This is a genomic window from Rhodopirellula maiorica SM1 (genome assembly GCF_000346295.1).
Taxonomy (GTDB): Bacteria; Planctomycetota; Planctomycetia; order Pirellulales; family Pirellulaceae; genus Novipirellula; species Novipirellula maiorica.
The window spans coordinates 1-12,985 of record NZ_ANOG01000805.1; the positions used below are offsets into that span (position 1 = coordinate 1).

Genomic DNA, 12,985 nt, shown 5'->3' on the forward strand with positions numbered 1-12,985 from the left:
AGTGGCAAGGTTGGTGGTGGGCCGATCCGGTGGCTGCACTGTTGATCGTTCCCTATGTGGCTTGGGAAGCCTACGAGTCTGGACGCGACGCATGGCAAGTTCAAATCGACGAGGATGACAACGATGAGTGATGAAAACAACATGGAACTGAAAATCCTCGGCATGGATTGTGCCGAGGAAGTTGCGCTGATCAAACGTGAATTAGTGCCGCTGCTCGGTGGTGATGAGCGTTTGGGTTTCGACTTGCTTAATGGGCGACTGACCGTTGATCTTGATGGCGTCGATGTTACCGCCGGGGATGTGCTGGCCGCGATCGAGCGGACGGGGTTGAAGGCCGAGACATGGGAGAACTCTCAACAGTCATCCGACAGACGATCGTTCTGGGCAAGCCATCAACGCGCGATCATGACCGCGATCAGCGGTGTTTTCGGCGGGATCGGGCTGGTGATTCATTTGTTCTCAGGCGGATTCAACGAGGCCGTCGCAACGCCCGCGATCGCTTGCTACCTGATTGGAATTTTGGCGGGGCTGTATTTGGTGCTGCCGAAGGCTTGGCGGGCTCTCGTTACGTTGCGGCCGGATATGAACCTGTTGATGACGGTCGCGGTCGTCGGGGCAATCGCGATCGGCGAATGGTTTGAGGGAGCGGCGGTCGCATTCTTATTCTCGCTGTCGTTGCTGTTGGAATCATGGAGCATCGGCCGGGCGAGACGGGCGATCGCTTCGTTGATGGACCTTACGCCGCCGGTCGCTCACTTACGAGACGACTCCGGCGAAGTCCGCGACGTGGTGCCAGCCGAAGTGCCGGTTGGATCGACGCTCGTGATTCGGCCGGGCGAAAAGATACCGCTCGATGGCGAAGTCATCGTCGGCAACAGCGATGTTAATCAGGCCCCGATCACCGGCGAGAGCGTGCCGGTCGAAAAGCTGGTCGGTAGTGAAGTGTTCGCTGGAACGATTAACGGCGATGGCTTGCTGGAAATGCGAAGCACTAAGGCGGCGGAGGACACGACGCTGGCCCGCATCATTCAAATGGTTGGCGATGCCGGATCGAAGCGGGCACCGTCAGAAAAGTGGGTCGAGAAATTTGCGGCGGTCTACACACCGGTGGTGATGGCGGTCGCGTTGTTGATGCTGTTGATTCCGACTTTGCTGCTCGGACAACCATGGTCGGTTTGGATCTATCGGTCGCTGGTGTTGCTGGTCATCGCCTGCCCATGTGCATTGGTCATTTCAACACCGGTGTCGGTCGTCGCATCGCTGGCCGCCGCTGCACGCAATGGCGTGTTGGTTAAAGGGGGCGTGTTCATCGAGCTACCTGGTAAGCTGGTCGCGATCGCGATGGATAAGACCGGGACGCTAACCAAGGGTGCTCCCGAAGTCATCGACGTCGTTCCGATGAACGGCCACGACGAAGAAGAATTACTGACGCGTGCCGGAGCATTGGAACTCAATAGCAACCATCCGCTCGCACGAGCCATTGTTGATGAGACCAAGAAACGTGGCATGACGATGCCGCCAGCCGAATCGTTCGAGACGATTCAAGGTAAAGGGGCAACCGGAGTCATTGACGGAAAAACCTATTGGCTCGGTTCGCATCGTTATCTTGAACAACGCGGACAAGAAACCCCGGAAGTCCGTCAGCAGCTCGAAGCGATGCAGGAGGCCGGGCGAACCGTGGTTGTGATCGGCAATGACGAGCACGTCTGCGGTTTCATCACGCTAGCCGACGCCATCCGAGACGAGACCCGCGAGGCAATCAAGACGTTGCACCAAGTCGGCATCAAGCGGATCGTCATGCTGACCGGCGACAACGAGGGCACCGCCAAAGCGATCGGCAAAGTGTCCGGTATCGACGAAGTCCATGCGGAGTTGTTGCCTGAAGACAAAGTCGCGGAGGTCGAAGAACTCGTTTCGCGATACGAGCATGTTGCGATGATCGGCGATGGCGTGAATGACGCACCCGCACTAGCCCGGGCTTCATTAGGACTCGCGATGGGAGCGGCGGGAAGCGACGCCGCGATTGAAACAGCCGACATTGCCCTCATGTCCGACGACCTGTCGAAGCTGCCTTGGCTGATCGAACACTCACGACGAACGCTGTCCGTCATTCGCCAGAATATCTGGTTCTCTTTGGCAATCAAAGCTTTGTTCGTCGTGCTGACCTTGGCGGGAGTGGCATCGCTGTGGGCCGCAATCGCCGCTGACATGGGAGCCTCACTGCTGGTGATCGCCAATGGATTGCGGCTTCTGCGCAGTTGAATCGGAATGATCACTGCAGCGGTTGTCCTCAGAGACGGCGGGAAGATTCTTGGCGAGGCTGTCTCAAGGACAATACGAAGACTATTGGACCGTCGGTGGCGGAGGAGAATTGCCTAGCGGTGCTGCCGTTGTTGCTGGGCTTCCTTGAGGCGAGTAGTTTTGAGAAGGCGCTCGTTGTGGCGCGTAACCCTGACGCGTTCCCTGTTGCGGTGCGTAGCCTTGTTGTGCAGCAGGCGGCGGGGGAGCTTGCTCCACACGCGGTGCTGGCACAGCCCCTGGTTGTGGAGCCTGAGCTGACTCTGACACGCCAACATCGTTCATCAAGTGATGCAATGTTGTTTCGGCCAATTCCATCTTTGACACGATTCCGAGCGAACCAATTTGACGGTAATGAATTCTTGTCCAACCTCGCACGTCGTCCTGGATGTGATGAAACAGTTGGTCCGTTCCCAGAAGTTTGGAACGCATCGCTTCGCGGTCGTTGTTATGCTCTGCGGCATGAATGAACTTTGCCACGCCTAGTAGTTGGTAGGCTTCACGGTAGGTTTCCGCAAAACCCCGATTGTGTGAGTAGTTGTAATGCAGGTCGAGTAAAATCTCGTTAACAAGCGTTTCCAATCGACCGGAAAGATCGCTGTACTGGGTGAACCCGCCGAACGGTACGATCACTGGTCTCGCGGCAACGTGTCGGCTAGAAGCCTGCGGTACGTAGTAGTGTTGATTTCCTCGCACATAGTATTGTCCCGTTGCATAACCATGAATGGTGTTGGGGACAATGTGCGACCAGTCGTTGTGTACAACGTCGTGGTGCTGCGTCCCAATCACGTGTCCGTGACGGTCGCGGACGATGTGGTCGTGGTGATCAATATGTGCACCACCGATGGAAGGAACGACGCCGTGGGTGCCTCCGTGAATCACATCGTGGTGTTGAATTCCTTGAACGTGACCATGAGAATCCCGGATCACGTGGTCGTGATGATCGATGTGCGGCTGAACGATTCCACCGTGGCCATGTGAGTTGTGGCCGTTTCCGATTTGGATTCTAAACTGTGCCGAAGCCGTGCTTGCTATTACACAAAGGCACGCCGCGATTGATAGGCGGTATCTCATCTGAAGGCTCGGAGGATCGAGAATACGGACTGCTTCCGATGTCAACGAAACGTCAGGAGCAACTGGTATTATTGAGTATAAACTGTAAGCGTACACGCAAGTGAACAATCTTCACGGAGACGTCTTCTTTCGTCATCGTTTTTCAACAGAGAGCGGCAGTTCCGTTCGCGACGATTGTAAGTGCATCTCGGCCGACAAATGTCGGCCGAGTTCAAATTTTCACGATAGGCTTAGTGGTGCCAGTGGCCCGTGTTGTGGACGTCGTAATGACCGGACTGTACGTGGAAGTGATTCCCATGGCGTGAGATTTGAGGTGCGTGGTAGTCGAGGTGCGACGTGTTGTGATACGTCGGTTGACGCCAGCCGAAGCTCGGAAAGTACGATTGATGGTGTCCATGGCCCCAATGCGATTGAGTCACAGGTTGATAGACGTGACCGTGGTGACCGTGTCCCCAGCCATGACCATGCTGAGCTTTTGCTTCACCGCCAAGGGCGAAGGTGACTGCGGCAGCAAGTGCGATAACGGGAAGGAGCTTTTTCGTGGTCAACATGACTGTGGCCTATTTTGCTGGGGTTGTTTCAGAGAAACGGAAGGTGGGAAACTTCTTGTGAAACAACGCATCGTTCGTGCCAAACATCTAAAAATTGCGTTTTTCTCCGTGTTTCACGCTGATTCGTAATGCAAGCCGTTCGCCGGCCGAATCGCATTGACGACAGGATGAGTCCAAATGAATACGCTGACTACGTTCGATGATCCCAGCAAAAGCCCATTCGATCCAGCTCAGTGACGTCGACTTCCGAGCACGCAATGGCTGGGCACGGCTGACCCAATGATGAGAAATTCAGAGCCGCTTGCAAATCTGTACCAAGGGATTGGCCGCGCCGGCCCGGTGCGATCCTGACTACAGACGAACATCCCAAGGCCGAATTCTTGACGCCGATTGAAAGTAAAAAGGACCTGCGAGCCAAAAGCTCGCAGGTCCTTGTCGTTTCCAAGGTAGTCGCAATTCACAGATTGCCGTGTCGTTGGTAGTCGATTTGCGATTGCGTATTAAAGAGTTGGTGGAGGGCCATCCATTTTAATCGACAAGTCTGAGTCTTGGATGGGGGCCGACTGCTGAGGTAGTTGCCCTTGACTTGAGCGCGAATCGAGACTCGGCGGTCGCGAAGGTTGGCGGCGATCGCTGGGGGAAAGCGATGGGGGCGCGATGTATCCAGCGTCGGGCGAACGTAACGGTGCCGCGTCCGAATGTCCATCGTGATCGTGACCATGACGCGAGTGATCGTGACCTGCGTGATCGTGAGGCTGAACAAGATTCCCTTCGTCGTATGTCGGTGCGTCATTGAAAGGAACGTTCTGATAATTTGGATCGCCTAAATAGGGCGTTCCAATTGCGGCATGCGGTTGATACTGCAAGGGACAAACGCTAGTCGCTGGGCAGTACATATCAAGCCCGCCATGTCCCAGACAGTGATTGTCTTGGTAGTGAGCATGACCGCCGTAATCGTGATAATAGTATTGATCTGCGTGGTGTTGAAAGCCGTGATGGTAGTCGTGAGCGTGCCCGTGGACGCCGCCATGGTGGCCCCCGTATTCGTGGTGATATTGAGCGGCGACAGGCCCTGTGAAATTGATTATGAAAAGAAACGCAGCGGCGGCTGTGGCAATAAATTGCGTCGGCATGTTTTTCAAACTCTTTGTAAATGTTTCATCGAAATCGTTCAGGAACGTTCCAGCTTTATGTGCGACGAAAGTGGTGGACGAGACAACGAAGTCCCGCACTTCAGGACTCGTTCCCTCGTCCCCTACGCCAGCTGCGATGCAAGCCCCGTGCCTCATCCATTACGCTTGTTGTTGAGGTGTCGTTCCCTAGCGGACCGCGCGAGTCCGTTCTCGCGCGATCGAACAAAGATCAAGCCGCTTAGTGGTGGTGTCCGCCGACACCTAGAACATGGAAGCGTCCGATGTCGATGTGCAACCCACCGTGCTGTCGGCTCGATGGCGCACGATACGCTGGTGCGTACTGTTGCTGGTATTGCGGCTGATACGTTTGGCCGTATCCGTAACCGCCGTAGTTCGATTGGTATCCGTAACTCGGATACGTTTGAACGGGCGCGTGACTGAAGCCGCCGCGGTGATAGCTACCATGATGCCCGCCGCCGTATCCATGGTGACCGCCGTGAAAGTAATCTGCTGCCGTGGTGTTGGTGGTTCCGGCGAAGGCAAACAATCCTGCCGTGAGAGCGACGATGGCGACAATGCGTTTCATACTGATTCATCCTGACGTTTCGGGGGAGGTTCACGGCTAGTGCCGATGGACTCCTGTAACGCAGCTTGTGTGCCAAACCAGAAAACCAACGATTCAGAAAGGATTCAGAAATTGCATGTCGTCAAAATGACGGCGTGGCGACTTCGTTAAGACGACAAATCGAGAATAGGTTAGCAAATTCGCTTAGTTGCCACCCCTCGTATGGACAGGTAGGATGAGCCTTGTGGGTGATCTGAATGTGATTGCCTTGCAAAAATCCCCTCGTAAGGAGTTTGGTTCGATGAAGATTCTTCTCTCAGCAGCCGTTGCCGTCATGGCGGTGGCGACTACCGCTCAAGCCCAGTGGGTCGTGCCACACACCACCACGCACTACCACAATGTTCCGCACACGACGACCCACACCGATTACGTCCAACATGGCAATCACGTCGATGCGGTGCCTCACACGACGACACACATTGAGCGAGTGCCACACACGACGACACATTACGACCACGTCTCGCCCTACGGGAACCAGCAGGTCTACACACAGCAATATCAGCAACCCTATCGCTCGGCCCGTCCGGTGTATCAGGGACAGTACATTCAGGGTCAGACCTATCCGCAACAGGGGCGAGTAATCTATCAAAACGGCGTTCAGCAAAGCGGATACATTCAGACGTACCGATCGTACCGTCCCACCTATCAGTCTAGCGGACATCTCCATACGGAAACGCATACCGACTACGTTCCCCACACGCAAACGCATATCGACTACCAACGCCATGGCAATCACTTGCACGCCGTTCCCCACACCACGACTCACATCGACGCGGTTCCTCATACGACAACCCACGTTCATGGTGGGCACCACTGAGATTACCCGGTCGCAGAAAAATAACCTCGTCTATTTTAGCGGCACGGCGCAAGCCGTCCGGTGTCGCGAGACCGGACGGCTCGCGACCTTCCGCTCTCAGCTGCCTCCGTCGGGATGGAATCCGACGCTAGCTGCCTGAGTTTTAGCATCTTCTGCGGGTTTCTTCCGTATAACCGTTACCACCGGACTCGGATCAGGTGGGATTAGACGGGCTACAGCGATTCGATTCGATGTTTCGCTTGTACCAAACCGATGGAAAACACCGGCTGGTCATTTTTTCATGGAGGAAAATACGGTGATCACATCCCAACCGACCAGCAATCGTTCTCGTCAATCGCGACGTCGGCGATTGCGTGCGGTCTTGAACATGATCCTTATCACAGGTTCGGCGGCGAGTTTCACGACAGGCTGTCAAAGCGTTGGCAGTCACGTGGCAACAGCGACTCGAACGTCTGAGTCGGTCCACTCGACCCCCGCGGACGAAATCCCCCGTTTATCCCAGGCCGTTGTCGATGCCCCGGTCGTAACCGTGGCGTTTGACGACCAATGGGATTTTGGCGCCAATGCCAAGCGAGAGCACGAATCCGACGAAAAAGCTGAGGACGATGATGCCGGTTCGCTTGCGGACTTCATGGCATTGGATTCGCCAGGCCAAGCCGTTGCCGCTGACTTACAACCATTCTCTACGAGCAACGACTACTACCTCAGCGAACAACCCGCGGGGCTGACCGCCGCACTCACTCTCGAAGCGATCGAGTCGATCGCGCTTGCCAACAATCCAACGATCGCTGAACTTGTCGCGACGACTCAGAAAGCGGCTGGTTTCAAAACCCAGGTCGGCTTGCGTGCGAATCCAAGCATTGGTTATCAAGCAACACAGTTGGCCGACAGAGGCACCGACCAGCACACCGTATTTATTTCGCAAACGATTGTCACTGCCGACAAACTGGCTCTCAATCGCAACGTGTTGAACGAGGCACTTCGTGCCCAGCTGATGCAACTCGAAGCTCAAAAGTATCGCATCGCCACCGATATTCGCGTTGCATTCTACGATGCGTTGGCAGCCCAACAACGTGTCAACTTGATCCAAGATTTCCAGTCGGTCGCCGACAAGGGAGTTGATCTAGCCGAGCAACTCAAGGAGGCTCAGGAAGGATCGCAACTGGATATCGTTCAAGCGAAAGTGCAACAGAACGAAATTGGTTTGGCGCTGCGTCAAGCTCAAGTGCAATTCGACGCTGCGTGGCGAGAACTTTTGGCATTGGCGGGCAAGCCGAACATGACACCGGTACCGCTCGATGGCACATTTCCGAGTGCGGAAGCCAATCTCGATTGGCCCAGCGTCGCGTCCACGGTGATCGCATCGAGTCCCGAAGTGCAGGCGGCTCAAGCTCGCATCAATCAAGCTCGTGCGAACATCTGTCGCCAAGAAGTACAGCCGATTCCAAACCTTGACGTGCAATTCGCCGCCGGTGTGGACAACGCCACTGACAACGGTTTGATCAACCTACAAATTGGCGCCCCGATTCCCGTCTTCAATAAAAACCAGGGAAACATCTGTGCCGCGCGCGCCGAGTACGCTCGGGCATCGCGAGAACTCGATCGGATTGAAAACTCGATCAAGGCCCGACTGGCCGCCGTGTCACGCGACTACGATTCGGCGCTGGTCGCTGTTGAGCAATACACGAGCGGCATTCTGCCCAACACAAAGGAAGGTCTCAAGCTGGCGGAACTCGCCTACAAAGCGGGGGAGACCAGCTTCGTGCAAGTCCTCATTGCACGACGAACGTACTTCGACACGAACTTGCAGTACATCGTTTCGCAACAACAACTCGCTCAAGCTCGCGCCCGCGTCGATGGTTTTGTGCTGACGGGTGCCCTGGATGCGGTCGTCGATAACAGCGGCGATGATAGCCTTCGCGGCCTAACGCTCAGTCAGCAGTGATGACTTCAGACAGCTCGATTTTAGTCTACGGTCGGTGCAACTCGAATGGAAAAGTGCCTGACCTAGACGTCGTTTCGACAACTGTTTTCTCTTCGCCGGTTGTTGAGTCAATGACTGTTGTGGTTGCAGCGTAATGAGCGTCGAAGCCTCGAACAGTGTCGCACCAGCGGCAATCTGGTTTCGCAGTGCCATACGCCGTCGAATTTTGCTTTATCCAGCTAGATAGCGCATCCTGAATTTCGTCTGGGAGTGGCAATTTCGCCTCAGAATAGGATGCATTGCGCACCATCTCGACGTTGTAATACGATTCGGCCAACGGCACACAACGGCTTAGGCTACGTGGGATATCCACTAGCAGATAGGGTTTATCGTCAAGCACATAAATTGCAAGAATCGGGCGAACGCCCTTCTCTTTCAGGTCCAACGTTCCCAATGTTGCCTCCGCCTGAATTTGTAGCATTTCCTTGACTTGCGAATCACCCAGTCCCATTTTTGCATGCATGGCGGTATCAAAATAAGGTCTCAGATACTTGACGGCATCAGAAACTTCTTGTCGTTCGGGCGAATCGGTACCATCAGACCCTTGGTAGGACTCCAGTGCGATTCGGCAAAAACTGAGCAGCAAATCGGCATCAGCGAGCGTTTGATACTTGTTGCGCTGGCCCGCGTATTTGAGAAGGATGTTTGACGCGAACAGACACAATTCAAGTTGATCTCGATGCGGTGTAGTTCCGACCTTGTCACGATATGCCAAAATGCAGTCTCGCAACTTATCCTGAGCACTCGTAGATCGCGCTAACACGGTCTTCGACTCTGTGGTCTCCTCGCATGCTTGCACGCAAAGTGTAGTAAGCGTGCCTAAGGCATCGAATAGTCCGCCGGTCTTTCCCTCGCTTGACCGATAGATTTCATCCGCAACTTGGCACATTTGCATGGCAAGCTCGTGATCGGTAAACGGCGACGGAAGGCTTAATGCCAACGCTTGCTTGTACAGCAGAGCCGCTTTCGTTCGATCACGTGCCGAGTCTCGCAGCAAGTGGACACGCATCATGGCTCGGCGATAGTCATCGAGGGCCTCCTTAAGATCGCGTACTTCTGGATTACCAAAGAGGTTGCAATCCCCCAAGCGTTCTTGAGTGTTAATCGTGCGAATAACGAACTGAGTCTCGATCGCAGCATCAGCAGAATCGCTACGGAACTGGCTGAACGCCGACTCAACATCGCGAGTGAGTTGGCGGTACTCATCCGCGGCCCCCTCTGTGTCGCCCTGGAACCGCAATCCCATCGCGATCCCGTGGCGATTGTGAAGGAATGCAACTTTTGACGAGTAGTCTTTTGACTGTTCCCACCCAGCAGGAAGTTCGTCGGAAAGAACGCTTGTGCAGGCATCGTCGTGTTCAGATTCCGAGTCCTCAACGTTCATGCGTTGAACAAGAATTTCGTTGGATTTCCGGAACGAACACATGGCATCCTTAATTTTCCACTGCATCATCTTGCACCATGCATTGCGGCGGTAAACGTGTGCTTCTAGGAAATGCCCAGCCACGGGGGATAGGACGCCATCATGCTTCGTTTCGGCTAGCGTTTTCGCTTGATCAAGCAAGGCATTTGCTTGTTTCCAGCGATTGATGCCAATCCATGCGTCAGCCTCTCCACAAAATGCAAACGTCATAAAGAAGTCCGCGTAACCCTTCTGCTTGCCATCAAACGTTATTTGCTTAATTTCACGGCGAGCCAGTTGGTATTGTTCGGCAGCAAGCTTGTGCTGTTTTGCCTCGCCCTGGAGGTACTGAGCGAAATCGACTCGACACAGCGCCATCAATATTTTCCGCGAGTAATTGAAAACCACTTGTTCGTTATTGGCGGTCTGCGTAGGCGAATCGGACTTGGTCGGTTGCATCTCGAGCGCGTACATTCGCAGTGCTTGCTTATAGATTTTTTCGGCCTCGTCATTGCCAAGTGAGTGTTTGACGACCGCGAGCAAATGAACGTCTGCAGCTTTCAACGCCTTGTCCATGCTATTGGTAGGAGAGACAGATTCGACCTTCCCTCTGGAAATTTCCGCTAACTTTTCCGTAGGAAGCAATGGATCGAGGTCCGCTTCAATCTCGGCAAGGGCTTCACGCAACTTCTTTCCGCTATCAGCATCCAACAGCAATTGCCCGTGCTTGCGTCGGAGCTTAGCAACGTCGCTCTCACCATCCTTCCATTCACGAAGGGCAAGATCAGCGGCCTCTCGAAGGCTCTCGGCGTCAAGGAGGTCCGCTACTGTACTGCCACGTGAAACGGCCTCTTGGCTGTCATAAATCTGCACCATTTCAGCTCGAATACTTGGAATGAACCACGGGCACTCCTCAAACCACCAGCTTCCCTGGCGGCTGACAACCATACCACGCAAGTAGGCTTCTTCCAGTTCTTCGACAAGAAACTTCTTGAACTCCGCTTCTCGACGTGGCTTAAACGCGAACTCGCCTTCATTTCCGGACGGATCAATCAGACTGCGGAGATCGGGGCGCTGACTTTCATCAAAGTAACCTTTTAAGTGACGTAGCAGGGCGTGCGCCGTTACCGGCGATTTTTGATTCTGAGCAGGCAGCCGACGCAGACCATGTAAGAACGCCGAGGTAAATTTCGAGTTGCCGTCACGTCCGTCCGACGCAAGCTGGCTAGCGCGACACGACGCCATCGCCTGGAACGCGGGCGCGGCTAATAGGTTTTTGTCCTCGCGTCCGCTTTCTTCACTGGTGGGCTGAAATGCAGCAGAAGCACGGTGTTGATTGAAAATCTCGCCGGAGTGGCAACAGTCGAGCACCAACAGCTTTTGATTCGCCTTAATTCGCCCCAGATCGTCCATCAAACCAAAGGGAAGCCCGAACATGTTTCCTATCGGATCGCCTTCTTGCAACTCGACATCTAGCGCGAGCATCGCGACATTGTTCCCGCTGGTCGACTGCGACTCTAGTTTGATCCCGTGCCCCGCGAAGAAGAAAAACACGGTATCTTTATCACCTGCTTCTTTGCTGACCCGCAACAATTCACGAGCAATGTTTGACTTTGTCGGAAGCTGCTCTGCGGCTGTTCCTTTGTCGTCGGTCAAGACGATCACGTGATCCGCGTCGTATTCGTAATAGTTGGTAAGGATATCAGCGATCGACAATGCGTCGTTGGCCGCATTCGACAGAGCTGGGAGTGCCTCGCGGCTGCGCTGGTCACCCCCGTCGCGAAGTTCATCCTGCCGAGCGGTGTAATTCACACCGATCAAAATTGCCCAGTTCTTGCCGCCCCGCAGACTCTTGGTACTGAACAACTCATCTTCTGCATCGGAACGGATACTCGAAGCCATCGTGAGTGTCAGACACAAAGAGATGGCAATGAAGAGCCTCCAAACACCACCAAATCGATCAGGCAAGAACCGACGATTCAGTCGATCTGACGGATCAGTAACAATGGTCTGAGACATTTCTAAATACCTTGAAAAAGCAGTTTCCTACTCAAGTGGTCGAGTACCCCCTCTAGCGTAGTGGTGGTGATTCGCTTCCGCAAACCTTTCCTTCAAGCAGCACCACAAAAACATGTACATTTTTGACTATTCCTCGTGGATTGTCCCTCTTAACTGTCGGACTTCAACGACTAGAGAAGTTCTGCGGGCATCTACTCCGAAACCATCCACGAGATGATTGACATCTGAGGCTCCTGGTTGCCTCCTCCCGTACGAAATTTTTCATTCCCAAACGTTGCTTGGAAGAGTTGCCTTTCAAATGGTGTTGCTGGAGTAAACCCCCGCTTTTTTTCCACTGGATCGCCAAGCTTCTGTTGATCTAGTCCTGAATAATTCAACTGATGCTTGACTCTTCCCTCCTGAGGAATCCCGACTAGGACCAATCCATTCTGGCCCCACATCTTTTCATTGATCGTCATCTCAAATAGCGGAAGCGTCGTTGGACGAGTGACTCCTTGCGCCGGTTTGATGAAGTCAGACACTTGGCTGGCAATACGATACTTTGAGCTGATAAAGAACACTGCGAATGAAGCGCCATACGCTCCTTCATTAACAACCTCGACACGCAACACATCTCCGGCGCTGATCTCATCGGAGGACGTGTCTCCGTTTACCTTTGTCACCTTCAGTTTAATGTCGTGCGACGCGGAGCCACTGGGACCATAGGCTGCCGCAAGACGCTGAAGATTCTGGCAATTGTAAACGCGACGTACGTCTCGCTCGACGGCATCGGCGAGTTCACTATTGGCGAGCGTCGACGGATAGCGAACGCTCGGTACTCGTTGAAGTTCCTCGGTTGGTGGCATCTTTTCACCAATTGTCAAGGCAACACTGTTCGGAACTAACAGTCGTTCCGTTTCGTTTATGAAAAGACTCCAACCTCGGGTGCAAGTGTTGTGATCGATTTGAAAAATGCTCAGTGGATCAGATGCCTTCTCGCGAAGAGCCGACGAAATTGAATCGTCCTTATTTCCACGTATATCGTTCAGCGTCAATGTGATTCGCAACTCGCCGATCTCTTGGCTGACCACACGGCATGTCGC

At 54.0% G+C, this 12,985-nt stretch carries 10 protein-coding genes; 4 read left to right on the forward strand and 6 right to left on the reverse strand.

From position 1 onward, the window contains the following. Positions 1-114 precede the first annotated feature (114 nt). On the forward strand, positions 115-2,262 hold the full coding sequence (locus RMSM_RS26325; protein WP_173405150.1) for a heavy metal translocating P-type ATPase: 2,148 nt from the start codon (positions 115-117) through the stop codon (positions 2,260-2,262). 81 nt (positions 2,263-2,343) lie between these two features. On the opposite strand, the gene RMSM_RS26330 is transcribed toward RMSM_RS26325, so the two are convergent. Next, positions 2,344-2,931: a hypothetical protein gene (locus RMSM_RS26330; RefSeq protein ID WP_008703920.1), complete on the reverse strand. Its 588-nt coding sequence runs from the start codon at positions 2,929-2,931 to the stop codon at positions 2,344-2,346. A gap of 87 nt (positions 2,932-3,018) precedes the next feature. On the opposite strand from RMSM_RS26330, the gene RMSM_RS26335 reads away from it, so the two are divergent. Further along, positions 3,019-3,279 (forward strand): hypothetical protein, encoded by a 261-nt coding sequence (locus tag RMSM_RS26335; RefSeq protein ID WP_040769473.1) that lies wholly within the window; start codon positions 3,019-3,021, stop codon positions 3,277-3,279. 323 nt (positions 3,280-3,602) lie between these two features. On the opposite strand, the gene RMSM_RS43015 is transcribed toward RMSM_RS26335, so the two are convergent. The 3 genes from RMSM_RS43015 to RMSM_RS26355 form a co-directional block, all read right to left on the reverse strand. Further along, positions 3,603-3,923: a hypothetical protein gene (locus RMSM_RS43015; protein WP_008703924.1), complete on the reverse strand. Its 321-nt coding sequence runs from the start codon at positions 3,921-3,923 to the stop codon at positions 3,603-3,605. A 457-nt stretch (positions 3,924-4,380) separates the two neighbouring features. Then, positions 4,381-4,716 (reverse strand): hypothetical protein, encoded by a 336-nt coding sequence (locus tag RMSM_RS41345; protein WP_008703926.1) that lies wholly within the window; start codon positions 4,714-4,716, stop codon positions 4,381-4,383. A gap of 578 nt (positions 4,717-5,294) precedes the next feature. Next, positions 5,295-5,642: a hypothetical protein gene (locus tag RMSM_RS26355; RefSeq protein WP_008703928.1), complete on the reverse strand. Its 348-nt coding sequence runs from the start codon at positions 5,640-5,642 to the stop codon at positions 5,295-5,297. Positions 5,643-5,922: 280 nt separating this feature from the next. On the opposite strand from RMSM_RS26355, the gene RMSM_RS26360 reads away from it, so the two are divergent. Further along, positions 5,923-6,498 carry a hypothetical protein gene (locus tag RMSM_RS26360; RefSeq protein ID WP_052031817.1) on the forward strand — a complete coding sequence of 192 codons (576 nt, stop codon included), beginning with the start codon at positions 5,923-5,925 and terminating at the stop codon, positions 6,496-6,498. Between the two features lie 295 nt (positions 6,499-6,793). After that, the gene (locus tag RMSM_RS26365; RefSeq protein ID WP_040769479.1) at positions 6,794-8,443 is read left to right on the forward strand and encodes a TolC family protein; all 1,650 of its coding nucleotides are present in this window, start codon (positions 6,794-6,796) and stop codon (positions 8,441-8,443) included. 25 nt (positions 8,444-8,468) lie between these two features. On the opposite strand, the gene RMSM_RS26370 is transcribed toward RMSM_RS26365, so the two are convergent. After that, on the reverse strand, positions 8,469-11,786 hold the full coding sequence (locus tag RMSM_RS26370; RefSeq protein ID WP_008703933.1) for a caspase family protein: 3,318 nt from the start codon (positions 11,784-11,786) through the stop codon (positions 8,469-8,471). A 308-nt stretch (positions 11,787-12,094) separates the two neighbouring features. Further along, a partial coding sequence (locus RMSM_RS41350; protein ID WP_160168384.1) for a hypothetical protein occupies positions 12,095-12,985 on the reverse strand: 891 nt, incomplete at its 5' end.